Annotated in this window: 25 protein-coding genes; 4 read left to right on the top strand and 21 right to left on the bottom strand. The window is 73.6% G+C overall.

Annotated elements, in window-relative coordinates:
- Window positions 1-48: 48 nt before the first annotated feature.
- The 10 genes from coaBC to pyrR form a co-directional block, all read right to left on the bottom strand.
- The gene (gene coaBC / locus HF526_RS22400) at window positions 49-1269 is read right to left on the bottom strand and encodes a bifunctional phosphopantothenoylcysteine decarboxylase/phosphopantothenate--cysteine ligase CoaBC (RefSeq protein WP_169383517.1); all 1221 of its coding nucleotides are present in this window, start codon (window positions 1267-1269) and stop codon (window positions 49-51) included.
- Window positions 1270-1277: 8 nt separating this feature from the next.
- Window positions 1278-1550 carry a DNA-directed RNA polymerase subunit omega gene (gene rpoZ / locus HF526_RS22395; RefSeq protein WP_169383545.1) on the bottom strand — a complete coding sequence of 91 codons (273 nt, stop codon included), beginning with the start codon at window positions 1548-1550 and terminating at the stop codon, window positions 1278-1280.
- 2 nt (window positions 1551-1552) lie between these two features.
- Window positions 1553-2191, bottom strand: a complete 639-nt coding sequence (gmk, locus tag HF526_RS22390) for a guanylate kinase (protein ID WP_169383516.1) — start codon at window positions 2189-2191, stop codon at window positions 1553-1555.
- Window positions 2188-2502 (bottom strand): integration host factor, actinobacterial type, encoded by a 315-nt coding sequence (gene mihF, locus HF526_RS22385; protein WP_169383515.1) that lies wholly within the window; start codon window positions 2500-2502, stop codon window positions 2188-2190. The genes gmk and mihF overlap by 4 nt, the downstream gene beginning before the upstream one ends.
- Before the next feature lie 350 nt (window positions 2503-2852).
- Window positions 2853-3713: an orotidine-5'-phosphate decarboxylase gene (pyrF, locus tag HF526_RS22380; RefSeq protein ID WP_169383514.1), complete on the bottom strand. Its 861-nt coding sequence runs from the start codon at window positions 3711-3713 to the stop codon at window positions 2853-2855.
- Window positions 3710-7006: a carbamoyl-phosphate synthase large subunit gene (gene carB, locus HF526_RS22375; RefSeq protein WP_169383513.1), complete on the bottom strand. Its 3297-nt coding sequence runs from the start codon at window positions 7004-7006 to the stop codon at window positions 3710-3712. Before carB ends, pyrF begins: the two co-directional genes overlap by 4 nt.
- Window positions 7006-8172, bottom strand: a complete 1167-nt coding sequence (gene carA / locus HF526_RS22370) for a glutamine-hydrolyzing carbamoyl-phosphate synthase small subunit (protein WP_169383512.1) — start codon at window positions 8170-8172, stop codon at window positions 7006-7008. Before carA ends, carB begins: the two co-directional genes overlap by 1 nt.
- Window positions 8165-9475 (bottom strand): dihydroorotase, encoded by a 1311-nt coding sequence (locus HF526_RS22365; protein WP_169383511.1) that lies wholly within the window; start codon window positions 9473-9475, stop codon window positions 8165-8167. The genes carA and HF526_RS22365 overlap by 8 nt, the downstream gene beginning before the upstream one ends.
- Window positions 9472-10416 (bottom strand): aspartate carbamoyltransferase catalytic subunit, encoded by a 945-nt coding sequence (locus tag HF526_RS22360; protein ID WP_169383510.1) that lies wholly within the window; start codon window positions 10414-10416, stop codon window positions 9472-9474. The genes HF526_RS22365 and HF526_RS22360 overlap by 4 nt, the downstream gene beginning before the upstream one ends.
- A complete protein-coding gene (gene pyrR / locus HF526_RS22355) occupies window positions 10413-11033 on the bottom strand; it encodes a bifunctional pyr operon transcriptional regulator/uracil phosphoribosyltransferase PyrR (protein WP_338051661.1) in 621 nt (206 codons plus the stop codon). The genes HF526_RS22360 and pyrR overlap by 4 nt, the downstream gene beginning before the upstream one ends.
- Before the next feature lie 543 nt (window positions 11034-11576).
- Between pyrR and bldD the strand changes: the two genes are divergently transcribed.
- Entirely contained in the window at window positions 11577-12068 is a 492-nt protein-coding gene (gene bldD / locus HF526_RS22350) for a transcriptional regulator BldD (protein WP_169383509.1), read from the top strand.
- 345 nt (window positions 12069-12413) lie between these two features.
- On the opposite strand, the gene HF526_RS22345 is transcribed toward bldD, so the two are convergent.
- On the bottom strand, window positions 12414-13616 hold the full coding sequence (locus HF526_RS22345; protein WP_169383508.1) for a cytochrome P450: 1203 nt from the start codon (window positions 13614-13616) through the stop codon (window positions 12414-12416).
- Window positions 13613-14311, bottom strand: coding sequence for a TetR family transcriptional regulator (locus HF526_RS22340; RefSeq protein ID WP_169383507.1), 699 nt, complete (start codon window positions 14309-14311; stop codon window positions 13613-13615). Before HF526_RS22340 ends, HF526_RS22345 begins: the two co-directional genes overlap by 4 nt.
- A gap of 131 nt (window positions 14312-14442) precedes the next feature.
- Here HF526_RS22340 and HF526_RS22335 point away from each other — a divergent pair, with 131 nt between their 5' ends.
- Entirely contained in the window at window positions 14443-15471 is a 1029-nt protein-coding gene (locus HF526_RS22335; RefSeq protein ID WP_211177641.1) for a prenyltransferase, read from the top strand.
- 42 nt (window positions 15472-15513) lie between these two features.
- Here the strand turns inward: HF526_RS22335 and HF526_RS22330 are convergent, their stop codons facing one another.
- The 5 genes from HF526_RS22330 to HF526_RS22310 form a co-directional block, all read right to left on the bottom strand.
- Entirely contained in the window at window positions 15514-16107 is a 594-nt protein-coding gene (locus HF526_RS22330) for a nitroreductase family protein (protein ID WP_169383505.1), read from the bottom strand.
- On the bottom strand, window positions 16104-16427 hold the full coding sequence (locus HF526_RS22325) for a DUF6092 family protein (RefSeq protein ID WP_169383504.1): 324 nt from the start codon (window positions 16425-16427) through the stop codon (window positions 16104-16106). The genes HF526_RS22330 and HF526_RS22325 overlap by 4 nt, the downstream gene beginning before the upstream one ends.
- An 80-nt stretch (window positions 16428-16507) precedes the next feature.
- Complete coding sequence (nusB, locus tag HF526_RS22320) at window positions 16508-16927, bottom strand: transcription antitermination factor NusB (protein WP_169383503.1); 420 nt, start codon at window positions 16925-16927, stop codon at window positions 16508-16510.
- Window position 16928: 1 nt separating this feature from the next.
- Window positions 16929-17492, bottom strand: a complete 564-nt coding sequence (gene efp / locus HF526_RS22315) for an elongation factor P (protein ID WP_169383502.1) — start codon at window positions 17490-17492, stop codon at window positions 16929-16931.
- Between the two features lie 201 nt (window positions 17493-17693).
- Window positions 17694-18779 carry a M24 family metallopeptidase gene (locus HF526_RS22310; protein ID WP_169383501.1) on the bottom strand — a complete coding sequence of 362 codons (1086 nt, stop codon included), beginning with the start codon at window positions 18777-18779 and terminating at the stop codon, window positions 17694-17696.
- A 57-nt stretch (window positions 18780-18836) separates the two neighbouring features.
- Between HF526_RS22310 and HF526_RS22305 the strand changes: the two genes are divergently transcribed.
- Window positions 18837-19544 (top strand): MBL fold metallo-hydrolase, encoded by a 708-nt coding sequence (locus tag HF526_RS22305; protein WP_169383500.1) that lies wholly within the window; start codon window positions 18837-18839, stop codon window positions 19542-19544.
- Window positions 19545-19557: 13 nt separating this feature from the next.
- Here HF526_RS22305 and aroB read toward each other — a convergent pair whose 3' ends face one another.
- From aroB to HF526_RS22285, 4 genes are read right to left on the bottom strand one after another with little or no spacing between them, the layout of a single operon-like run.
- Complete coding sequence (gene aroB, locus HF526_RS22300; RefSeq protein ID WP_169383499.1) at window positions 19558-20646, bottom strand: 3-dehydroquinate synthase; 1089 nt, start codon at window positions 20644-20646, stop codon at window positions 19558-19560.
- 11 nt (window positions 20647-20657) lie between these two features.
- Complete coding sequence (locus tag HF526_RS22295; protein ID WP_169383498.1) at window positions 20658-21278, bottom strand: shikimate kinase; 621 nt, start codon at window positions 21276-21278, stop codon at window positions 20658-20660.
- Window positions 21275-22456 (bottom strand): chorismate synthase, encoded by a 1182-nt coding sequence (aroC, locus tag HF526_RS22290; RefSeq protein ID WP_169383497.1) that lies wholly within the window; start codon window positions 22454-22456, stop codon window positions 21275-21277. The genes HF526_RS22295 and aroC overlap by 4 nt, the downstream gene beginning before the upstream one ends.
- 13 nt (window positions 22457-22469) lie before the next feature.
- Window positions 22470-23141 carry a prepilin peptidase gene (locus HF526_RS22285; RefSeq protein WP_169383496.1) on the bottom strand — a complete coding sequence of 224 codons (672 nt, stop codon included), beginning with the start codon at window positions 23139-23141 and terminating at the stop codon, window positions 22470-22472.
- Between the two features lie 172 nt (window positions 23142-23313).
- On the opposite strand from HF526_RS22285, the gene HF526_RS22280 reads away from it, so the two are divergent.
- Window positions 23314-23751, top strand: coding sequence for a PPOX class F420-dependent oxidoreductase (locus HF526_RS22280; protein WP_169383495.1), 438 nt, complete (start codon window positions 23314-23316; stop codon window positions 23749-23751).
- Window positions 23752-23774 lie beyond the last annotated feature (23 nt).

Here is a 23774-nt window from a genome sequence, read left to right as displayed (position 1 = left end):
TCGTGCGCGGTGGGTGGTGCTCCGGCACCACCTACCGCGCACGAGGGTCTACAGCCGGGCGGCCACCGCGTCCCAGACCCGCGACGCCAGCAGCGCCTTGGACCCCGACGCCAGTTCGGTCTCGCTGCCGTCGGCACCGAGCAGCCAGCCGGCGTTGTGGGCCACCTCGAACGCCCGGCCGTCGCCCACGGCGTTGACGACCAGCAGGTCGCAGCCTTTGCGGACCAGCTTCTCGCGGCCGTGATGCAGTGCGTCGCCGGCCGCGTCGCCGGTCTCGGCGGCGAACCCGACGATCACCTGGCCCGGCTCCCGGCCGGCGACCAGTTCGAGAAGGATGTCGGGGTTCTTGGTGAGCACCAGCGGAGCGGGCTCCGCGGCGTTCTTCTTGATCTTGTGTTCGGCCGCCGTGGAGGGCCGGAAGTCGGCCACCGCCGCGGACATGACCACCGCGTCGGCGCCCTTCACCGCGGTCAGCATCGCCTCCCGCATCTGGGCCGCGGACCCGACCCGCACCACCTCGACGGACGCCGGATCACCCAGCTCGGCGGTGTGCGCGGCGACCAGGGTGACCGACGCGCCGCGTTGCACGGCCACCCGGGCCAGCGCGTAGCCCTGCCGGCCCGAGGACCGGTTACCGAGGAAGCGCACCGGGTCGAGCGGCTCGCGGGTGCCACCGGCCGAGACGACGACGCGGCGCCCGACCAGGTCCTGAGGCAGCGCGTCGGCGCGCTCCAGCAGCAGCCGGGCGAGCTCCGCGATCTCGGCGGGGTCGGGCAGCCGGCCCGGGCCGGTGTCCTTGCCCGTCAGCCGGCCCGACGCCGGCTCGAGCACAACGTTGCCCCGCGACCGCAGCAGCGCCACGTTGTCCCGGGTCGCGGGGTGCTCCCACATCTCGGTGTGCATGGCCGGCGCGAACAGCACCGGGCAGCGCGCGGTGAGCAGCGAGGCGGTCAGCAGGTCGTCGGCGCGCCCGTGCGCGGCGCGGGCGAGCAGGTCGGCGGTGGCCGGGGCGACCACCACCAGGTCGGCCTCCTGGCCGAGCTTCACGTGCGGGACCGCGGGCACGTCGGCGAACACGCCGGTCTGCACCGGCTGGCCGGACAGCGCCTCGAACGTCGCCGCGCCGACGAACTCCAGCGCCGAGGCGGTGGGCAGCACACGCACGCAATGGCCGGTCTCGGTCAGCCGCCGCAACAACTCGGCGCTCTTGTAGGCCGCGATTCCGCCGGACACCCCGAGCAGAACCCGGGGCGCGACGGGGTCGTTCATCGGAGGAGTTACTCGCCCTCGGTGTGCTCGAGCAGGCCGCCCTGGATCTCCCGCATGGCGATCGACAGCGGCTTCTCCCGCGGGCCCGGCTCGACCAGCGGGCCGACGTACTCGAGCAGGCCCTCGCCGAGCTGCGAGTAGTAGTCGTTGATCTGACGCGCGCGCTTGGCCGCGTAGATCACCAGGGCGTACTTGGAGCTGACCTGGCCGAGCAGGTCGTCGATGGGCGGGTTGGTGATGCCCTCGGGGGTGGAACCGGCGACTGTACCGGTCAACGGCATGCTCACTGGAGAGACTCCTGTGGGGAGAGATCGGGGTCAGCGCACGGATGCGGCGCGTGATCGACCGCCAAGTCTACCAATCGGGCGACGACGGCCTGCAGCTCGTCGTTGATCACGGCCACGTCGAACTCGTCGCGGGCGGCCATCTCCGCCCGCGCCGTGTCCAGCCGGCGGGCCAGCTGCGCCGCCGACTCGGTGCCGCGGCCGGTGAGCCGGCGGGCCAGCTCGTCGAACGAGGGCGGCTCCAGGAACACCGTGAGCGCCTCGGGCATCGCCGCCTTGACCGCACGCGCGCCCTGCAGGTCGACCTCGACGAGCACCGGCCGGCCCGCGGCCAGTTCCCGCTCGACGGGTTCGCGCGGGGTGCCCGAGCGCTGCAGGCCGCCGTGGATCTCGGCCCACTCCAGCAGCGCGCCGCGGGCGATGAGCCCGTCGAACTCGGCCGGGGACACGAAGTGGTAGTCGCGGCCGTCGACCTCGCCGGGCCGGCGCTCGCGGGTGGTCGCCGACACGCTGAAGTAGAGCTCGGGCAGCACCTCACGCAGTCGTGAGACCACGCTGCTCTTTCCGACCCCCGAGGGGCCGGCCAGAACGATCAGCCGGCCCCTCGGACGGTCGTGCGGAGCTTGACTACAGCTCACGCCTCGAAGTCGGCCAGCAGCGCCTTGCGCTGCCGGTCACCGAGCCCGCGCAGCCGACGGCTCGGCGCGATCTCCAGCCGCTCCATGATCTGGGCGGCACGGACCTTGCCGACGCCCGGCATCGCCTCGAGCAGAGCCGACACCTTCATCTTGCCGAGCACCTCGTCGGTGTCCGACTGGACGAGCACCTCCTTGAGGGTCGTCCCGCCGCGCTTGAGCCGGTCCTTCAGCTCTGCCCGGGCCCGGCGCGCCGCCGCGGCCTTCTCCAACGCGGCAGCACGCTGTTCCTCGGTCAGCTGGGGAAGGGCCACGGTCTCCTCCGTCTTTCGGTCATGCTGCTGTCCTAGCAAACTTTCGATCCTGCAGGGCCTGCCCGCAAGCTCGACAGCGAACGTACTCAGGCCCCCTTTCGGGTCGTCAACGGGGGTACCACCTGTGGGTTTGGTCGCAACACCACCCGGACGGGCGATAGCACGACGAACGACCGTGACGGGTCGCGGAACCGGCCGTTCACCGAGCCGCAAGGACCGGGTGGCGCGCCCGTAACGCCCCCGATCGGCGGTGCGGCCGGATCCGGCCCGTCCGTCGCGAGGGACGACCGACCGTTCGTCGACCACCAGGGTGCCCGCCGAAGCGGGCACCGGCCCGAGTGGTAACGGACCTACCCGGCGGCCGTTCGCGCCCGGTCCAGCTCGTCGCGCAGCGCCTCGGCGGCCGCGCGCACCCCGGCCGGGTCCGGACCCTGGCGCAGCACCGATCGCGACGCGGTGGGCAGCACCAGGCCCTCGACGCCGGCGAACCGCGCGGCCAGGTCCGCCGGGCCGGCCCCCTGGGCACCGAGCCCAGGGGCCAGCACCGCGCCGTTCAGGGCGCCGAGCTCCAGGCCGTGCTCCGTCGTCGCGCCGACCACCACGCCCACGTCGCCCAGCGGCTCGCTGTCCGCGTTGAGCGCCGCGACGCCATCGACGATCGTCTGCGCGACGCTGCGGCCCGCCCGGTCGGCGAGCTGCACCTGCGCGCCGTCCGGGTTGGAGGTGCGGGCGAGCACGAACACCCCGCGGCCGGCATCGGTGGCCACCCGCACGGCCGGGGCCAGCGCGCCCAGCCCCAGGTACGGCGACAGCGTGATGGCGTCGGCCGCGAGCGGGGCGCCGACGCCCAGATAGGCGTCGGCGTAGCCGTCCATGGTCGAGCCGATGTCGCCGCGCTTGACGTCGAGCAGGGTCAGCGTGGACGTCTCCGCCGCCGCGGCCAGCAGCCGCTCCAGCACCGCGACACCGGCCGAGCCGTGCCGCTCGAAGAACGCCGACTGCGGCTTGACCACGCCGATGTGCCCGGCCAGCGCCTCCAGCGCGGACATCGCGAACCGCTCGAGCCCGTCGGCGTCGTCGGTCAGCCCCCACTCGGCCAGCAGCGCCGGGTGCGGATCGATCCCGACGCACAGCGGGCCGTGCGCGGCCACGGCGTCGGTGAGCCGGGCCCCGAACCGCCGCACGGCCGGGCCCGCCTTGTCCGCGCTCACCGGCGGGCCTCGTCCATCGCGGCGTGCGCGTCCTGCAGGGAGCGGACGCCGATGCTGCCGCGGATCATCGCCTCGATGCCCTGCACCGCGGCCGCCGCGCCCTGCACGGTCGTGATGCACGGAACACCGCGGGACACCGCCGCCGAGCGGATCTCGTAACCGTCGACCCGCGGACCGGAGTTGCCGTACGGGGTGTTGATGATGAGGTCCACGTCCCCGGCCAGGATCCGGTCGATGACCGTCTCCGCACCGGTGGTCCGCTCGGCGTACTTGCGCACCGTCGTCGCGTCGATCCCGTGCCGGCGCAGCACCTCCGCGGTGCCCTCGGTCGCCAGCACCTCGAACCCGAGGTCGGCCAGCCGGCGCACCGGGAACACCATCGCGCGCTTGTCCCGGTCGGCCATCGAGACGAACACCCGCCCCTTGGTGGGCAGCGAGCCGTAGGCCCCGGCCTGCGACTTGGCGAACGCGGGCCCGAACGACGCGTCGATGCCCATCACCTCGCCGGTGGACTTCATCTCCGGGCCGAGCAGCGAGTCGACGCCCTGACCGGCGGGGGTGCGGAACCGGTTGAACGGCAGCACCGCCTCCTTGACCGCGACCGGCGCGTCGCCGGGCAGGTCGGCGCCGTCGCCGTGGGCCGGGAGCAGCCCCTCCGCGCGCAGCTCGGCGATCGTCGCTCCGAGCATGATCCGGGCGGCCGCCTTGGCCAGCGGCACCGCCGTCGCCTTGGAGACGAACGGCACGGTCCGCGAGGCCCGCGGGTTGGCCTCCAGGACGTAGAGCGTCTCGCCGTGCAGCGCGTACTGCACGTTGAGCAGCCCGCGTACCCCGACGCCGTGCGCGATCGCCGCCGTGGAGCGGCGCACCTTATCCAGCACGCTACGGCCCAGGGTGATCGGCGGCAGGGTGCAGGACGAGTCGCCGGAGTGCACCCCGGCCTCCTCGATGTGCTCCATGACGCCGCCGATGAACACCTCGGTGCCGTCGCACAGCGCGTCGACGTCGATCTCGATCGCGTCGTCGAGGAACCGGTCGACCAACACCGGGCGCTCCGAGCTGATCGCGGTGGCCCGGGCGATGTAACCGGCCAGCGTCTCCTCGTCGTAGACGATCTCCATGCCGCGCCCGCCGAGCACGTAGGACGGCCGGACGAGCACCGGGTAGCCGATCCGATCGGCGATCTCGCGGGCCTGCTCGAAGGAGGTGGCCATGCCGAACGCCGGCGCGGGCAGGCCCGCCCGGCGCAGCACCTCGCCGAACGCGCCGCGGTCCTCGGCCAGGTCGATCGCCGCCGCGCTCGTGCCCACCACCGGCACTCCGGCCGCGGTGAGCCGCTGCGCGAGCCCGAGCGGGGTCTGACCGCCGAGCTGCACGATCACCCCGACGACCGTCCCGGACTGCTGCTCGGCGTGCACCACCTCGAGCACGTCCTCGAACGTGAGCGGCTCGAAGTACAGGCGGTCGGCGGTGTCGTAGTCGGTGGACACCGTCTCCGGGTTGCAGTTGACCATGACGGTCTCGTAGCCGGCCGCGCGCAGTGCCATCACCGCGTGCACGCACGAGTAGTCGAACTCGATGCCCTGCCCGATCCGGTTCGGGCCGGAGCCCAGGATCAGCACCTTCGGCTTCTCGGTCTGTGGCGCGATCTCCGACTCCGCACTCGGGTCGGTCTCGTAGGCGCTGTAGTGGTACGGCGTCCTCGCGGCGAACTCGGCGGCGCAGGTGTCGACGGTCTTGTAGACCGGCCGGATACCCAGCCGGTGGCGCAGCGCGCGCACCCCGTCCTCACCGGCGAACTCCGGGCGCAGCGCGGCGATCTGCCGGTCCGACAGCCCGGCCCGCTTGGCCCGGCGCAGCAGGGCGGCCTCCAGCACCGGGGCGTCGAGCAGTTCCTGGCGCAGCTCCACCAGCAACGCGATCTGGTCCAGGAACCAGGGGTCGATGCCCGAGCGGCCGGCCACCTCGTCGACGGACGCCCCGGCGCGCAGCGCCCGCTCGACGGCGTAGAGCCGGCCGTCGGTGGGCGTCGTGACGTCCGGCTCCCCGTCCGGGTCCGGGGTGGTCCAGAACCCGGCCGCGGTGGTCTCCATCGAGCGCAGCGCCTTGCCCAGCGCCTCCGGGAACGACCGGCCCAGCGCCATCGCCTCGCCGACGCTCTTCATCGTCGTCGTCAGCTCGGGGTCGGCGCCGGGGAACTTCTCGAACGCGAACCGCGGCACCTTGACCACGACGTAGTCGAGCGTGGGCTCGAACGCCGCCGGGGTCTCCCCGGTGATGTCGTTGCGGATCTCGTCGAGGGTGTAGCCGATGGCCAGCCGGGCGGCGATCTTCGCGATCGGGAACCCGGTGGCCTTGGAGGCCAGCGCCGAGGACCGCGACACCCGTGGGTTCATCTCGATCACGACCAGGCGTCCGGTGTCCGGGTGGATCGCGAACTGGATGTTGCAGCCGCCGGTGTCGACGCCGACGGCGCGCAGCACCGCGATGCCGACGTCACGCATCGTCTGGTACTCGCGGTCGGTGAGCGTCATCGCCGGCGCGACGGTGATCGAGTCGCCGGTGTGCACGCCCATCGGGTCGAGGTTCTCGATCGAGCAGACGACCACGACGTTGTCGCATGCGTCGCGCATCAGCTCGAGCTCGTACTCCTTCCAGCCGAGCACCGACTCCTCGATGAGCACCTCGTGCACCGGGGAGGCGGCGAGCCCGCCACCGGCCAGGCGCTCGAGGTCGGCCTCGTCGTGCGCCATGCCCGAGCCGAGCCCGCCCATGGTGAACGACGGCCGGATGACCACCGGCAGGCCGAGCTCGGCGACGGCCGCACGGACCTCGTCCATGGAGTGGCAGACCGCGGAGCGCGGCACGTCGCCGCCCACCGACTGCACGATCTCCTTGAACTTCAGCCGGTCCTCACCGCGCTGGATGGCGTCGATGTCGGCACCGATCAGCTCGACGCCGTAGCGCTCCAGCACCCCGTTCTCGTACAGGGCGACCGCCGTGTTGAGCGCGGTCTGCCCGCCCAGGGTGGCCAGCAGCGCGTCCGGGCGCTCGGTGGCGATGACCTGCTCGACGAACTCGGGCGTGATCGGCTCGACGTAGGTGGCGTCGGCGAACTCCGGGTCGGTCATGATGGTCGCCGGGTTGGAGTTCACCAGCGAGACCCGGATGCCCTCGGCCTGCAGCACCCGGCAGGCCTGGGTGCCGGAGTAGTCGAACTCGCAGGCCTGCCCGATGACGATCGGCCCGGAGCCGATCACCATGACATGCCGGATGTCCTCACGGCGGGGCATCAGATGTTCTCCTCGATCAGCCGGTGCCGGCCACCGCCGGCGCGCACCGGCGCCGCATCCATCAGCTCGACGAACCGGTCGAACAGGTCGGCGGCGTCGTGCGGGCCGGCCGCGGCCTCGGGGTGGTACTGCACGCTGAACGCCGGTGCGTCGAGCAGTCGCAGGCCCTCGACGGTGCCGTCGTTGGGGCAGCTGTGGCTGACCTCGGCGGGGCCGTAGGGGGTGTCGAACCGCTCCCCCGGCTCGCCCTCGACGGCGAAGCCGTGGTTCTGCGAGGTGATCGCGACCCGGCCGGTGACGTGCTCGATCACCGGGATGTTGATGCCACGGTGCCCGTAGCGCATCTTGTACGTCCCGCGGCCCAGCGCCCGGCCCAGGATCTGGTTGCCGAAGCAGATGCCGAACAGCGGGATCTGCCGCTCGAGCACCTGCCGGGTGAGCGCGACCGGCCCGTCGGCCGTCGCGGGGTCGCCCGGGCCGTTGGACAGGAAGAACCCGTCCGGGCTCAGCGCCTCGATCTGCTCGATCGAGGAGTGCGCGGGCAGCACGTGCACCTCGACGCCGCGCGCCGCGAGCATCCGCGGGGTGTTCGACTTGATCCCGACGTCGAGCGCGGCGACGGTGAACCGCTTGGCCCCCAGCGCGGGCACCACGTAGGGCTCGCGGGTGGTGACGGCGCCGTAGAGGTCTGCGCCTTCCATCCGCGGGCCGGCGAGCACCCGCTCGACCAGTTCGGCGTCGGCGGCGAGGGCGTCGCCGGAGAACACCCCGGCGCGCATGGCGCCGCGCTCGCGCAGGTGCCGGACCACGGCCCGGGTGTCGATCCCGGCCACCGACACGATGCCCTGGGCGGCCAGGGCGTCGCCGAGCGAGCCGGTCGAGCGCCAGTTCGACGGCCGCCGGGCGGGGTCGCGGACGACGTACCCGGCGACCTGGATCTTCGCCGACTCGTCGTCCTCGTCGTTCCAGCCGGTGTTGCCGATCTGCGGCGCGGTCTGCACCACGATCTGCCGGTGGTAGGAGGGGTCGGTCAGGGTCTCCTGGTAGCCGGTCATCCCGGTGGTGAAGACGGCCTCGCCGAGGCTCTCCCCCGGCGCGCCGTAGGCCTCACCGCGGAAGATGCGGCCGTCCTCCAGGACGAGAGCCGCCTCGGACGATTCAGCCATTGCGCACCTGCCCGTCCCGGGCGGTGACCCGGCCGCGCAGCACGGTGGCGACCACCGTGGCGGGCAGCCGCATGCCCTCGTAGGGGGTGTTGGCCGCCTTGCTGGCCAGGGCCGCGCCCCGGACCGTCCACTGTGCCTCGGGGTCGACCAGCGCGAAGTTCGCCGGCTCGCCGACGGCGATCGGGCGGCCCTGGTCGGCCAGCCCGGTGATCTCCGCGGGGCGCTCGGACAGCACCCGGGCGACACCGCGCCAGTCCAGCAGGCCGGGCTCGACCATGGTGTGCACGACCACCGACAGCGCCGTCTGCAGGCCGAGCATGCCCGGTTTGGCCGCGGCCCACTCGGTGTCCTTGTACTGCGCCGCGTGCGGGGCGTGGTCGGTCGCGACGACGTCGATGACGCCCTCGGCCAGTGCCGCGCGCATCGCCCTGGTGTCGGCCGCGGTGCGCAGCGGCGGGTTGACCTTGTTCACCGGGTCGTAGCTGGTCAGCGCGGCGTCGGTGAGCAGCAGGTGGTGCGGGGTGACCTCCGCGGAGACCCGCACGCCGGCGGCCTTGGCCGCGCGCAGCACGTCGATGGTGTTCTGCGAGGACACGTGGCAGACGTGCAGTGCCGCCTTCGCCTCCCGGGCCAGCGCGCAGTCGCGGGCGACGACGGTCTCCTCGGCGGTGGCGGGCCAGCCGGCCAGCCCGAGCCGGGAGGCGACGACGCCCTCGTGGGCCTGCGCGCCGCTGGTGAGCCGGTGGTCCTCGGCGTGCTGGGCGACGACCACGTTCAGCGCCGATGCGTACTCCAGGGCCCGGCGCATGATCAGCGGGTCGTTCACGCAGCGGCCGTCGTCGGAGAACATCCGCACGTTCGCCCGCGAGCCGGCCATGGTGCCGAGCTCGGCGAGCTTGGTGCCCTCCAGCCCGACGGTCACGGCACCGACCGGGTACACGTCGACCAGCCCGACCGCCGCCCCGCGCCGCCACACGTGCTCGACGACGACCTCGGTGTCGGCCACGGGGTCGGTGTTGGGCATTGCGAACACCGCGGTGAACCCGCCCAGCGCGGCGGCGCGCGAGCCGGTCTCGATGGTCTCCGACTCCTCGCCACCGGGCTCGCGCAGGTGCACGTGCAGGTCGACGAAGCCGGGCAGCAGCACCAGGCCGGCGGCGTCGATGATCTCGGCGCCATCGGGGGCGGTGAGCCCGGCACCGATCTCGGTGATCACGCCGTCGGCGACCACCACGTCGACCGGGCCGCCCTCGCCGTAGGGACGGGCGTTGGTGATGAACAGGTTCGCGTTGGGCTGACTCACTCGGGGGCTCCCGCAAGCAGGTGGTAGAGGACGGCCATCCGGACGTGCACGCCGTTGCGCACCTGGGCGAGGATGGCGGCGCGCGGCGAGTCGGCCACCGAGGGGGCGATCTCCATGCCGCGCACCATGGGGCCGGGGTGCAGCACGACGGCGTGCTCGGCCAGCAGGGCCGCCCGCTCGTCGGAGAGGCCGTAGCGGATCGCGTACTCCCGCGACGACGGGAAGAACGCGCCGTGCATCCGCTCGGCCTGCACGCGCAGCATCATCACCGCGTCCAGGCCGGGCAGTTCGGCGTCGAGCTCGTGCGACACCCGGCACGGCCACTGCTCGACCCCGACGGGCAGCAGCGTCGGCGGCGCGACCAGCACGACCTCGGCGCCGAGGGTGGCCAGCAGGAACACGTTCGACCGGGCGACCCGGCTGTGCAGCACGTCGCCGACGATGCCGATGCGGCGCCCGGCGATCGAGCCCAGCCGGTCGCGCAGGGTGGCGGCGTCGAGCAGCGCCTGGGTGGGATGCTCGTGGGTGCCGTCACCGGCGTTGACGATCGAGGTGTGGGTGCCGGTCATGCCGGCGTCCCGGTCGGCCCAGGAGGCCAGCCGGTGCGCGGCACCCGACGCGGGGTGCCGGACGATCACGCAGTCGGCACCCATCGCCGACAGTGTGAGCGACGTGTCGCGCAGCGACTCACCCTTGGAGACCGAGGAGCCCTTGGCGCTGACGTTCACGGTGTCGGCGCTCATCCACTTGCCGGCGATCTCGAACGAGACCCGGGTCCGGGTGGAGTCCTCGTAGAACATCGTGATCACGGTGCGGCCGCGCAGTGTGGGGAGCTTGCGGATCTCGCGGCCCAGCAGGGCCTGCCGGAGCCGGTCGGCGGTGTCGAGCAGACCGTTCGCCGCGGCGGCGTCGAGATCGGTCACGGAGAGCAGGTGCTTCACTGCTGGCCCTCCACCACGTCACCCTCGACGCCCCGGCGCAGCGAGACACCGTCCCGGCCGTCGATCTCGGTGAGGTAGACGACGATGGACTCGCTGCGCGAGGTCGGCACGTTCTTGCCCACGTAGTCGGCGCGGATCGGCAGCTCCCGGTGCCCGCGGTCGACGAGCACGGCCAGCTGGACGGCGCGCGGGCGGCCGTGATCGCGCAGCGCGTCGAGCGCGGCGCGCACGGTGCGCCCGGAGAACAGCACGTCGTCGACGAGCACGACGAGCTTGTCGTCCAGGCCGCCCTCGGGGACCGCGGTGTGCTCGAGCGCGCGGGCGGGCTTGCGGCGCAGGTCGTCGCGGTAGAGCGTCGGGTCCACCGAGCCGACGGCGGGGGCGGTGCCGGTGAAGTCGGCGATCGCGGCCGCGAGCCTGCGGGCCAGCACGGCGCCGCCGGTGGGGATGCCGATCAACACGACGTCGTCGGCCCGGGCGGGCTCGAACGCGGTCTTCTCGATGATCTGGTGCGCAATGCGCGCGATGGTGCGGGTGACGTCGGCGGCGCTGAGCAGCTGGCGGTCGGGGACACCGCTGCTCTCGCCTCCCACGTCCCCGCGGCGGTCGTTCGCCACGAGGCTCTCCTTCCCCGCCTCACCGGACGGGTCTTAAAGGAACGATGTGCCGCCCACGCTAGCAGCGCGGGCCCCCCGGGACATGCCCACGGCGGCCCGGCATCGGCAGCGTCACAGCCGCGGCGGTCGATCACGCGATCGCGGTCACCGGACGTCGGGCCAGCCGGTGACCGCTCCTGGGACCGGAGTGACCGGCCACGCACCCACACGTGCCCCAGCCGCCCCGCGGTGCCCGCCCGTGGACGCGCAGCGAACCCGCCGGCCGTCCGCCCGTACCGCCGACAAGGGGGTCTCGATCAGCCGTTCGAGTGGAGAAACGCCGCTCGGGGACTGTCTGGGGTCGACCAACTTGACCCGATGACGGAGACGAGCGCATGATTACTCTCCGTATTGATCAGCTGCTCACGGGTGGCCGCGGCAGCGGGGGGCACCAACCGTGAGCAGGAGGCCGGCGATCAGGGGCGCCGGCTCAACTTCACGCACCACCCAGTACATGGGCGTCGGTCCCGCGGCCGTACGACCAGCGAATAAGGAGATCGCCACATGGGCGACTACGCCAAGGCGCTCGGCAGCAAGCTCCGGGCCATCCGGCAGCAGCAGGGGCTGTCGCTGCACGGCGTCGAGCAGAAGTCGGGGGGCCGGTGGAAGGCGGTCGTCGTCGGCTCCTACGAGCGCGGTGACCGCGCGGTGACCGTGCAGAAGCTGGCCGAGCTGGCCGACTTCTACGGGGTGCCGGTGGCCGAACTGCTGCCCGAGGGCCGCGTGCCGTCGGGTTCCGAGCCGGCCACGAAGATCGTCATCAATCTCGAGCGGCTCCAGCAGCTGCCCGCCGACAAGGTGGGCCCGCTGGCCCGCTACGCGGCGGCCATCCAGAGCCAGCGCGGCGACTACAACGGCAAGGTGCTGTCCATCCGGGCCGAGGACCTGCGCTCGCTGGCGATCATCTACGACATGACGCCGGGTGAGCTCACCGACCAGCTCATCGACTGGGGCGTGCTGCCGCCCGAGGCCAGGCCCGCGCACCGGGTCGACTGATCCGGCGCGGACCGCGCCGGGATGGCCTGCCGACGGCGGCGCCGCCACGGGCGACGGCGGTGGTGCACCGGGGAAGGGCACCGACCTCCGGCTCGTGGCGGCCGCCGCCCCGGGCGGCCGGCCGGACGGACCGTCGCCGTGACCGCATGACGCGCGCGGCGGCGTGGGCCTGTGCCGCGACCGGGTACGACGGCCGTCGTGCTGCTGTCGATCCACGCCGACCTCGCCGAGGCCCGCGTCGTCGCACCGACCGCAGATGGCCGGACACAACGGGCCGGGCTGCCGCTCGCGGATAACCCGCCCCGGCGCCCCTCGTCCTGGAGGGGTGGGCGCCGCCGGTCCGGCTCAGGCCGGGACGGGGTGCACCGGCAGGTTGCGGGTGCCGAGGATGCCGCGCGAATAGTGCCGCAGACCGCCCGTACCGGCGATGGTGTCGTGGTCCAGCGGGAGGGCGCGGTGGCGCGCGGTGAGTTCCTCCAGGGCCACCCGGGCCTCGAGGCGGGCCAGCGGGGCGCCGAGGCAGAAGTGGACGCCGTGCCCGAAGGCCAGCTGGGCACCGCCGCCCACGCCTCGGCGGATGTCGAATCGGTCGGGCTCGGGATGTGCCCGGGGGTCCCGGTTCGCCGAGAGCAGCCACGGCGTGACGATCACGTCGGCGGGGATGCTCACCCCGGCCACCTCGACGGGGTGCATCGTCGAGCGACCGACCTGGGTGAACGGCGAGCGGTAGCGCAGGACCTCCTCGATCGCACCCGGGATGAGGCCCGGGTCGGCGCGCAGCTCGTCCCAGACGCCGGGGTGCTCGTCGAAGGTGCGTACCGCGTTGCCGAGCAGGACGGTGGTGGTGATGTGCCCGGCGAGCAGCAGCAGCATCGAGAAGTTCGCCGCCTCCTCGTCGTCCAGGCGCCGGCCGTCGACCTCCGCGGTGACCAGGGCCGATATGAGATCGGCGCGCGGATCGGTGCGCCGGTCGCGGCAGTGCTCGGTGAGGTAGTCCGTGATCTCGGCCAGCGCCGCGGCGATGCGCTGCCCCAGCGCGGGGTCGCGGGGATCGTCGACCTGCATCGCGAACAGCCCGTCGGCCCAGGTGCGGAACAGCGCCCGGTCCTCAGCGGGAAGGCCCAGCAGCTCGGCGATGACGATGACGGGCAGCGGGAACGCGAGCGCGTCGACGAGGTCGAACCGCTCGCCGGCGGCGTCGAGGAGCTGGCCGGTCACGGTGCGGATCCGGGGCTCCAGAGCGGCGACGGTCCGAGGGGTGAACGCGGCACTGACCACGCGGCGCAGGGCGCGGTGCTCGGGAGGATCGATCTGCGTCAGCATGCCGCGCCGGACGGGTGCCGCGGCGGGGACGAGCCGGGTGGTGTCGGAGGAGAACGTGGCGGGGTCGCGGATGACGGCCTCGACGTCGGCGTGGCGGAACACGTGCCAGGTGGCGTAGCGGTCCTGCCAGACCGGGTGCTCGTCGCGCATCGTGCGCAACCAGTCGAGCAGGGCACGCTCGTCCTCGGTGGTGGGAGCGAGATCGGCCGGACCGGTGGTGGTCATGGGCTGTTCTCCTCGGGCAGTGAGCGGGTCAGATCGGCGAGCAGGTGCTCGTACAGGTCGATCACGGCCGCGGCCGCGGCCTCGATGGCCGCGTGGGCCGGGTCGGCCGCCGGCTCGAAGCCACGGCGGACCGTGGTGGCCAGAGCGCCGGCCTTGGCCTCGAGGTCGCCATCGCCCGCGGCGGGCAGAAGGCGTTCCAGCAGGAAGAAGCCGGTGGTCGCGGCGGAGAACCGGTACATCAGGCCGGGGTCGGCGCCCGGGTCGTCGGCCAGCAGGCCGTGCTCGTGCAGCACGCTCAGGTAGGGCTGCGCCATCGCGGCCTTGTCCATGGCGAACTGCCGGCCGATCTTGGTGTCGGCGCTCAGCGCGCCGAGCAGTTCGGTGTCCCCGGTGTAGAACGCCCGGGCGAGCGGGCGGTGCATGACGAGCAGGAACAGCGCGCGCATCGTGCGGTGCAGCCGGACCTCTGCGGGATCGGCGCGCAGCGCCGCGAGCTGCTCGGCGACGATCGCGGCGACGTCGCGGACGAGCACGGTCGCGAACAGCTCGAGCTTGCTCGACCAGTGCAGATACACCGTGCCCTTGCCGACGCCCGCCCGGCGCGCGACGTCCTCGATGGTGACCCTGCGGTAGCCGAAGACGAGCAGCAACTCCCCGGCTGCGTCGAGGATGCGCGCCTCCCGGCTCTGGCCCACGACCACCTCCATGACTGATGACTGACTTTCGTATCTGGTCATCGGTCACACTAGGAGGCCGTCGGTGCCGGGTCAACGGACCTGGGACCGGCAACGCCCGGCGCGCGCCGGATCGGCCGTACGATCCCGGTGTGACCGAGGCCACTCCTGGCTCCCGACTGCGTTCCTGGGCGTACGCGCTGCGCACGACCAATCCGCCCCCGGACGCCGCGCGGAGCGGGCGAATCGACGCGGTCACCCGGTGGATCGTCGTCAGCCGGGCCGCCGTGCTGCCGATGACGCTCGTGTCCGGGCTGGTGGCGGCGTTGCTCGCGGTCGGCCGGCCCGGCCTGGACTGGCCGTGGCTGGTCCTCGCGATCGTCGGCATCACGCTGGCGCACATCGCCAACAACCTGATGAACGACCTCTACGACACCCGGGCCGGCAGCGACAGCGCGAGCTATCCGCGGGCGCTCTACGCGCCGCACCCGGTGCTGGCCGGGCTGGTCAGCCGGCGCACCCTGCTGGTCGCGATCGTGGTGGTCAACGCCGCCGACCTGGCGCTCCTCGTCGTGCTGGCGTTCGCCCGGGGCTGGCCGGTGGTGGCGTTCGCGGTCGCCGGGCTCGGGCTCAGCGTCGCCTACACCGCGCCACCGCTGCGGCTGAAGAAGCGCGGCCTCGGCGAGCCCGATGTCCTGGTGGTGTGGGGCCCGCTGATGGTCGGCGGCACCTACTACGCCGCGGTCGGGTCGCTGCCGTGGCAGGTGCTGGTGGCCTCGCTGCCCTATGGCCTGCTGTGCACCACGGTGCTGATGGGCAAGCACATCGACAAGACCCGCTATGACGCGCCGCTGGGGATCCGGACGCTGCCGGTGATGCTGGGCGAGCAGCGGGCCCGGGCCGTGACGCTGGGCCTGATGGCCGGGTTCTACCCGCTGGTCGGGCTGGCGGTGCTGCTCGCCGCGATGCCGTGGCCGGCACTGGTCGTCGTGGCCGCGGTGCCCCGACTGGTGACGGTGTGGCCGTACTTCCGGCGACCCCCGCCGCGCGAGCCGCCGAAGGACTTCCCGGTGTGGCCGCTGTGGTACGCGGCGCTGGCGTGGGTACACGTGCGGCAGGCCGGTGCGCTGCTGGTGCTCGGCCTGGCGACCGGTGCAGTGCTGCGGGTCGGCGGGTTCTGACCGGTCCAGGTGGGCGGCCGCACCGTGCGGCCGCGGTCGTGCTCACCCGGGCCGGTCCGCAGCGCCGGCGTCGGCGGGGCCGGTGGCGACCCATCGGGTGAGGTCGCGCCAGCTCAGCAACGGCCGCCGCCCCATCGGTGGTGGCTGGTCGGGTGCCGGGTGCCCGAGGCACACGAGGAGTTCCGGGCTCCAGCCTTCCGGCAGCCGCAGCACGACACCGACCGCCGCGCGGCTGAACGAGGTCACGGGCCCGGCGGCGAGCCCGACGGCGTGCGCGGCGAGCAGCATGGTGGCCGCGATCGTGCCGACGTCGACGAACAGCCCGGTGCTCCCCGGCCCGAACCCGTAGTCGGCGGCGAGCGGATGGTCGATGCAGATCGTGACGGCCGCCGTGGGCCGCTGGACCATCCCCGGGGAGACCATGCGCAGCACCCGCAGGATCGCCGGATCGTCGGTCACGACGAACCGGTGCAGGTGCCGGTTGCCCGCGCTCGGCGCGTAGCGGGCAGCGTCGAGCACGGCTTCGAGCTGGGTGCGCTCCACCGGCTGGTCGGTCATGGCGCGAACCACCCGGCGGGTGCGAATGGCACGCAGCACCGGGTTCGCGCCGTCGGTGAGGACCATCCGGTCGCTCACACGAGCCGGCGGTCGGGGGCGAAGCGCGTGCTCAGGTACCCGGCGACCTCCCGGCAGATGCCGTCCAGACGCGCGACGTAGGCGTCCCGCCCGGCCCGTGGGACCGCAGTGGGTGGCACCGAGCCGAGCGCTCCGGCAAGCAGCTCCCGGACCCCCTCCGACGCCTGCGGTTCGATCATCGCCGCGAGCCGGCCGGCAGCCGTGAGCAGCCGCATCGGGCCGTACTCGGCCGCCTCGTCCACCTGCGTCCGGGCCGCCGTGACCAGGTAGGCCAGCAGCTCCAGCGCGTCGTCTTCGTCGAGCACGAGTCGCGAGGTCATCCCGCGATCGTCGTCCGCACGCCGGCCGGCGCCGACGGCTCATCGGGTGACGCGAGACCGGCCCCGCGCTCCCGAGCGGATCAGCGGGTGGCGCGCAGGTGCTCGGCGATGTCGGCGATCCGGCCGAGCACGCCGTTGATGAACCGCGGCGAGTCGTCGGTGGACAGCGTCCGCGCGAGCTCGACCGCCTCGGTGATCGCGACCGGGTCGTCGATCTCGTCGACCCAGAGCAGCTCGAAGACGCCGATCCGCAGCAGAGTGCGGTCGACCGCGGGCATCCGGGCGACCGTCCAGCCCTCGGCGTGCTCGGCGAGCAGCTGATCGATGCGGTCCCGGTGAGCCACGACCCCCTCGACGAGCATCGCGGCGTAGTCCGAGACCGGCGGCGCATCGTCGGTCTCCCGACGGTGGGTCAGCACCTCCAGGGGTGCGTCGCCGCGGGCCTCGGACTCGAACAGGATGTCCAGCGCGCGTTTGCGTGCCTTGGTGCGCGCGCGCACGTCAGGAGCTGACGCGGCCGAGGTAACGACCGTCGCGGGTGTCCACCTTGACCTTCTCGCCGGTCGTGAGGAACAGCGGGACCTGGATCTCCGCGCCGGTCTCGAGCGTGGCCGGCTTGGTGCCGCCGGTGGACCGGTCGCCCTGCAGGCCCGGGTCCGTGTGGGAGACGACGAGCTCCACCGACGTGGGGAGCTCGACGTAGAGCGGCACGCCGTCGTGCAGCGCGACCATCGCGGTCTGGTTCTCCAGCATGTAGTCGGCCGCGGAGCCCACGACCTGCTCGGAGATCGGGATCTGGTCGTAGGTGTCGCCGTCCATGAAGACGAAGTCGCTGCCGTCGCGGTACAGGTAGGTCATGTCGCGCCGGTCGACCGTCGCGGTGTCGACCTTGGTGCCGGCGTTGAAGGTCTTGTCGACGACCTTGCCCGTGAGCACGTTCTTCAGCGTGGTGCGCACGAAGGCGCCGCCCTTGCCCGGCTTGACGTGCTGGAACGCCTGGACGGACCAGAGCTGGCCCTCCAGGTTGAGCACCAAGCCGTTCTTCAGGTCGTTCGTGGTGGCCACGTGCGGATCTCTCCTGGGTCGGTACGGGCGCGCAGGGCGGCGATCAGTCCTCGGGTGATCGGCTTCGCCGTGGCGCCAGGGTGTCTCGATGCGGACGCCATCCGATACCGGCGGCTCCGCCATGCCGTTGACCAGGATACCGCTGTGCCGCGAGTGACGGACGCTCCCCTCCGGACGAGCCGAACGCCGACCCCGGCGCTCTCAGAGCTCGACGAGGTCGCGGCCGGTCAGGGTGAGCACCTCCGGCTCGCCGTCGCGCACCACCAGGGTGTCCTCGATGCGCACCCCACCCCGCCCGGCCAGGTAGACGCCCGGCTCGACGGTCACGGCCATGCCGGGCGCCAGCGTGTCGCTCCCGGCGGCGGACAGGGCCGGCGCCTCGTGGATCTGCAGGCCCACGCCGTGCCCCAGCCCGTGCATGAACTCCGGCCCACGACCGGCGGCGACGATCACGTCGCGGGACGCGGCGTCGACCCGGCTCGCCTCCGTCCCCGGGGTCAGTGCCGCCCGGCCCGCCGCCTGCGCCCGGGCGACCAGCGCGTACAGCTCGCGCTGCCAGTCCGCGGCGGGACCGAGCACGACGGTGCGCGTCATGTCGGAGTGGTAGCCGTCGACGAGCGCCCCGAAGTCCAGCTTCACCAGGTCGCCGCGGCGCAGCACCGCGGCGGTGGGCCGGTGGTGCGGGATCGCCGAGTTCGCACCGGCGGCCAGGATCGTCTCGAACGCCGGGCCGGCGGCGCCGTGGCCGCGCATCCGGTTCTCCAGATCCAGCGCGACCTCGCGTTCGGTGCGCCCGGGACGCAGCCCGCCGGCGGCGAGCAGGTCGGCGAGCGCGGCGTCGGCGGCGGCGCAGGCGGCCCGCAGCGCGGCGATCTCGCTGTCGTCCTTGACGACCCGCAGCTGCTGGACGAGGCCGGGGGCCCGGCGCAGCTCGGCGTCACCGGCCGCCTCGGCCAGCGTGAGGTGCGCATCGACGGTCACCGCGTCGGACTCGAAACCGAGCCGCCGCACCCCGAGCCCGGCGGCCAGCCCGGCGAGCGCGCACGCGCCGGCCCGCTCGATCACCCGCTCCAGGGCGGGCACCTCGGCCGCGCTCTGGGTCAGGTAGCGCCCGTCGGTGCTGAACCGGCTGCCCGCCTCGCCCCCGGCGTGCACCAGCAGCGCGGCGTTCGAGCCGGTGAACCCGGTCAGGTATCGGACGTTGACCAGGTCGGTGACCAGCAGCGCGTCCAGGTCGGCGGCGCGCAGCAGGCCACGCAGCGCCTCCCGGCGGGACGGGAAGGGCATGCGCCCAGCCTACGGAGCACTCGGCGGGCACCGACGGCGAACCATAGGGTGGCGGCCATGACCGACGGCGTGTACTTCCGTCAGCTGCTCTCCGGCCGGGACTTCGCGGTGGGCGACCCGATCGCCACCCAGATGGTCAACTTCTCGTACCTGATCGGCGACGCCGCCTCGCGCGAGGCGGTCGTGGTCGATCCGGCCTACGCCCCCGGGGACCTGCTCGACATCCTCGCCGCCGACGACATGCGCCTGACCGGGGTGCTCGTCACCCACCACCATCCCGACCACGTGGGCGGCGACCTGATGGGGCACCCGCTGTCCGGGCTCGCCGAGCTCCTGGGCACCGCACCGGTCCCGGTGCACGTCCACCGGGACGAGGCCGAGTGGGTGCGCCGCGGCACCGGGGTCTCGGCCACCGACCTCACCGCGCACGAGCACGACGACCTCCTGCAGGTCGGGGCGGTGCCGATCCGGCTGCTGCACACCCCCGGGCACACCCCCGGCAGCCAGTGCTTCCTGGTCGCCGACCGGCTCATCGCCGGGGACACGCTGTTCCTGCAGGGCTGCGGGCGCACCGACTTCCCCGGCGGGGACCCGGACGCGATGTACGCGAGCCTGCAGCAGCTCGCCAGGCTGATCGGCAACCCGGTCGTGCACCCGGGGCATCAGTACTCCGAGGAGCCGGCGGCGTCGCTGATCCACGTCCGCCGGACCAACGTGGTCTTCCGGCCGCGCTCGGTGGAGGAGTTCCGGATGGCGTTCGGCTGACCGGCAGGCGCGATCAGCCGGCCGTGCTGATCGCCGCGTAGGCCTGCTCGAGCAGCGCCGGCTCGGGGCCTTCCAGGCGGCCGGGCCGGGCCAGCCCGTCGAGCACGACGAACCGCAGCATCCCGGCCCGGGCCTTCTTGTCCCCGCGCATGGTCTCCACCAGCTCGGGCAGCGCGCCCGGCACGTAGCACACCGGCAGGCCCAGCGCGCCGAGCACCGCACGGTGCCGGTCGGCGGTCGCGTCGTCGAGCCGGCCGGCGGCACGGGCCAGCTCGGCCGCGAACACCAGGCCGACGCTGACCGCGGCTCCGTGCCGCCAGGTGTAGTCCTCGCGGCGCTCGATCGCGTGCCCGAGGGTGTGGCCGTAGTTGAGGATCTCCCGCAGGTGCGACTCGCGCAGGTCGGCGGACACGACGTCGGCCTTGACCTGGATCGAGCGGCGGACCAGCTCGGGCAGCACGGCGCCGGTCGGGTCCAGCGCGGCGACCGGGTCACGCTCGATCAGGTCGAGGATCACCGGGTCGGCGATGAAGCCGGCCTTGACGATCTCGGCCATGCCGGCGACCAGCTCGGCCGGGGGCAGCGTCTCCAGGGTGGCCAGGTCGACCAGCACCGCCGACGGCTCGTGGAAGGCGCCGACCAGGTTCTTGCCGGCCGCGGTGTTGATCCCGGTCTTGCCGCCGACCGCGGCGTCGACCATGGCCAGCAGCGTGGTCGGCACCTGCACGACCTTCACCCCACGCATCCAGGTGGCGGCCACGAACCCGGCGAGGTCGGTGACCGCTCCCCCACCGAGCCCGATGACCACGTCACCGCGGGTGAGTCCGATCTGGCCGCACACCTCCCAGCAGAAGCCGGCGACGGCGAGCGACTTGCCCTCCTCGGCGTCGGGTACCTCCACCCGGTGCGCGTCGACGCCCGCGGCCTCCAGCTCGGCGCGCACCTTCTCCGCGACGTCGGTCAGCGCGGGCTGGTGCACCAGCACGGCCGCCGCGGCGCCCAGCCCGGTGATCACCCCGGCCAGCTCGGCGCGCACGTCACGGCCGACGAGCACCTGGTAGCGCCGCTCCGCGGCGACCTCGATCCGCACCGGTTCGGTCATACCGCGAGACCCTAACGGGGGTGGCCGAGCGGATCGGGCAGCGGGACCGCCTCATGCGGGGTGGGCCGGTCCAACGGCTCGTCCTCGTCCGGCTCGCCCTGCGGGGCCGCGTCGGTCTCACCCAGCGCGAGCAGCACCGCGGTGGCCACCTGGTTCGCGCTGCGCCGCACCGTGTCGACCTCCACGGTGGCGACCTCGCGGTACAGCGGCGCGCGGGCGTCGAGCAGCGCCTTGAACGTGGCCCGCGGGTTGACCCCGGCCAGCAGCGGGCGCGCGGTCGACATCCCGGTACGGCGCAGGCCGTCGGCCAGCCCGACCTTCAGCGACACCACCCGGTGCCCGCGCAGCGCCTCGCGGGTGGACGCGGCCAGCACCGAGCCGCCGCCGAGGGCGAGCACGCCGTCGGCCTCCTGCAGCGCGCGGGCTACCACCTCCCGCTCCAGCGCCCGGAACGCGTCCTCGCCGTCCTGGGTGAACATCTCCGCGATCGTCTTGCCGATCTGCTGCTCGATGAGCACGTCGATGTCGGTGAAGCTCACCCCCAGCCGGCGGGCGAGCACCTTGCCGACGGTGCTCTTGCCGGACCCCGGGGGTCCGACGAGCACCAGCCTGGGGCGCGTCGGGGCACTCATCCCGCCACGCCGCCGCTGGCTTCCAGGTAGGACCGCACGTTGCGGACCGTCTCCGGCAGCGAGTCGCCGCCGAACTTCTCCAGCGTCGCGTCCGCCAGGACCAGCGCGACCATCGCCTCGGCCACCACGCCGGCCGCCGGCACCGCGCACACGTCGGAGCGCTGGTGGATGGCCTGGGCGGCCTCACCGGTCGCCATGTCGACGGTCTGCAGCGCACGCGGCACCGTGGAGATCGGCTTCATCGCGACCCGGACCCGCACCGGCTCGCCGTTGGTCATGCCGCCCTCGATGCCGCCGGCCCGGTTGGACAGCCGCTTGATCGGGTCACCCGGGACCATCTCGTCGTGCGCGGCGCTGCCGCGACGGTGCGCGGTGCGGAACCCGTCGCCGATCTCCACGCCCTTCATGGCCTGGATACCCATCAGCGCGCCGGCGAGCCGGGCGTCGAGGCGGCGGTCGGAGTGCACGTAGGAACCGACCCCGACCGGCATCCCGTAGGCGATCACCTCGACCACCCCGCCCAGGGTGTCGCCGTCGCGCTGAGCGGCGTCGACCTCGGCCACCATCGCCGCGGTCGTCGCCTCGGAGTAGGCCCGCACCGGGCTGGCGTCGATCCGTTCGAAGTCGTCGGGGCCGGGCAGCTCCCCGTCGAGCGCGTCGACCGCGCCGAGCGCCACCACGTGCGACACGATGTCGACGCCCAGGGCCTGCTTGAGGAACGCCTTGGCGACCGTGCCGAGCACGACCCGCGACGCCGTCTCCCGCGCGCTCGCCCGCTCGAGCACCGGGCGGGCGTCGTCGAAGCCGAACTTCGTCATCCCCGACAGGTCGGCGTGCCCGGGCCGCGGCCGGGTCAGCGGCGCGTTACGGGCCCGGTTAGCGATGAGCTCGGGGTCCACCGGGTCGGCCGCCATCACGGTCTCCCACTTGGGCCACTCGGTGTTGCCGATGCGGACCGCGACCGGCCCGCCCTGGGTCACCCCGTGCCGCACGCCGCCGATCACCTCGAGCTCATCGGCCTCGAACTTCATCCGCGCACCCCGCCCGTAGCCCAGGCGGCGGCGCGCCAGCTCGGCGGCCAGCTCCTTGGTGGTGATCTCGACGCCGGCGACCATGCCCTCGAGGACGGCAACCAGCGCGGGACCGTGCGATTCCCCAGCGGTGATCCAACGCAACACGCAGGCAATCCTCTCACCCCGCGCCCGCGGCCAGCCCCGTACCCGCCAGCATCAGCCATCCGGCCGCCAGCATGGACGGGCCGTGCGGCACCGCGGCGCCCCGAGCCAGGCCGCCGCAGGCCAGACCGGCCACCGCGACCAGCCCGGTGATCACCGCGGCGAGCAGCGCGCCGAGCACCGGCGCCGACCACGATCCGGCGGCCAGCACCGCCCCGAGCGGCGCCGCGAGCTTGACGTCGCCCGCACCCAGTGCCCGCGGCGCCAGCAGGTGGACCACGCCGTGCACGGCCACCAGCAGGACGGCCCCGGCGCTCGCCCGCAGCACCGTGGCGGCGCCGAGCGGGGCGAGCAGCAGCAGCGCGGCGGGTAGTGCCGGCAGCGTGAGCGCGTCGGGCAGCCGGCGATGCAGGACGTCGACCGCCGCGAGGGCGACCGCGAGCCAGCCCAGCCCGAGCAGCACAGGCAGCCAGCCGGAGGGCAGCGCACCGGCCGCCCAGGCCGCGCCGGTCGCGGCCCACAGCACGCCGACGGCGAGCTCGCAGCAGGGCGGCGGCACCCGGGCCCCGCGGCGCATCCGGGCGAGCAGGACCCGGGCGGCGGAACCTGCCAGCAGGCCCGCGACGGCGAACCCGGCTGCGGTGACGGCGCCACCGGTGGCACCACTGACGGCAACGGTGAACGGCATGCCCCGATGCTGGCCGCAGCGCGCCCGACCGGACCAGACCCACCCGCACGGCTGTGGACGGCGGGGTCCCGATGTGTACAGACCGGGCACCAGGACGCCCGGGCACGCCGCGCCGTCGCACCGTCGTGATAGCGCGTGGCACGCCCGCACCGTGATCACTAGCGTCGGTCCCATGTCATCCACCGAGGACGGGCTGCTGTCCCTGTTCGCCGAGCAGCGGGGCGGCGTGCTGATCACCCTCAAGCGAGACGGCCGCCCGCAGGCATCGCTCGTCACCCACGCGTTCGACCCCGGAACCCGCACCGTCCGCGTCTCCGTCACCGATGACCGCGCCAAGACCCGCAACCTGCGCCGCGACCCACGTGCCAGCTTCCAGGTGAACAGGCCGGACCTGAGCGGCTACGCGGTCGGGGAGGGCATCGCGGAGCTGTCCCCGGTGGCCACCGACCCGCAGGACGCGGCCGTGGAGGCGCTCGTCGCCCTGTACCGCGAGGTCCAGGGCGAGCACCCGGACTGGGACGAGTACCGCGCGGCGATGGTCGCCGACCGCCGGCTGGTGCTGACCCTGCGGCTCGAGCACGTCTACGGCTGGACCGGCATCCCCGGCTGACCCCGCCCCCACTCCTGTCTCTT

It is taken from the genome of Pseudonocardia acidicola, assembly GCF_012911935.1.
Lineage (GTDB): Bacteria > Actinomycetota > Actinomycetes > Mycobacteriales > Pseudonocardiaceae > Pseudonocardia > Pseudonocardia acidicola.
Note: the sequence above shows the minus strand (reverse complement) of the source record. Positions and strands in the feature narration are given on the sequence as shown.

Excerpts from the sequence above, each read along its gene's own strand:
- carA (WP_169383512.1), bottom strand. The coding sequence starts at position 8,172 with ATGGCTGAATCGTCCGAGGCGGCTCTCGTCCTGGAGGACGGCCGCATC.
- HF526_RS22285 (WP_169383496.1), bottom strand. The coding sequence starts at position 23,141 with ATGCCGTTCACCGTTGCCGTCAGTGGTGCCACCGGTGGCGCCGTCACC.
- HF526_RS22280 (WP_169383495.1), top strand. The coding sequence starts at position 23,314 with ATGTCATCCACCGAGGACGGGCTGCTGTCCCTGTTCGCCGAGCAGCGG.
- HF526_RS22325 (WP_169383504.1), bottom strand. The coding sequence starts at position 16,427 with ATGACCTCGCGACTCGTGCTCGACGAAGACGACGCGCTGGAGCTGCTG.
- carB (WP_169383513.1), bottom strand. The coding sequence starts at position 7,006 with ATGCCCCGCCGTGAGGACATCCGGCATGTCATGGTGATCGGCTCCGGG.
- HF526_RS22305 (WP_169383500.1), top strand. The coding sequence starts at position 18,837 with ATGACCGACGGCGTGTACTTCCGTCAGCTGCTCTCCGGCCGGGACTTC.
- bldD (WP_169383509.1), top strand. The coding sequence starts at position 11,577 with ATGGGCGACTACGCCAAGGCGCTCGGCAGCAAGCTCCGGGCCATCCGG.
- HF526_RS22345 (WP_169383508.1), bottom strand. The coding sequence starts at position 13,616 with ATGACCACCACCGGTCCGGCCGATCTCGCTCCCACCACCGAGGACGAG.
- HF526_RS22295 (WP_169383498.1), bottom strand. The coding sequence starts at position 21,278 with ATGAGTGCCCCGACGCGCCCCAGGCTGGTGCTCGTCGGACCCCCGGGG.
- coaBC (WP_169383517.1), bottom strand. The coding sequence starts at position 1,269 with ATGAACGACCCCGTCGCGCCCCGGGTTCTGCTCGGGGTGTCCGGCGGA.
- HF526_RS22310 (WP_169383501.1), bottom strand. The coding sequence starts at position 18,779 with ATGCCCTTCCCGTCCCGCCGGGAGGCGCTGCGTGGCCTGCTGCGCGCC.
- aroB (WP_169383499.1), bottom strand. The coding sequence starts at position 20,646 with ATGACCGAACCGGTGCGGATCGAGGTCGCCGCGGAGCGGCGCTACCAG.
- rpoZ (WP_169383545.1), bottom strand. The coding sequence starts at position 1,550 with ATGCCGTTGACCGGTACAGTCGCCGGTTCCACCCCCGAGGGCATCACC.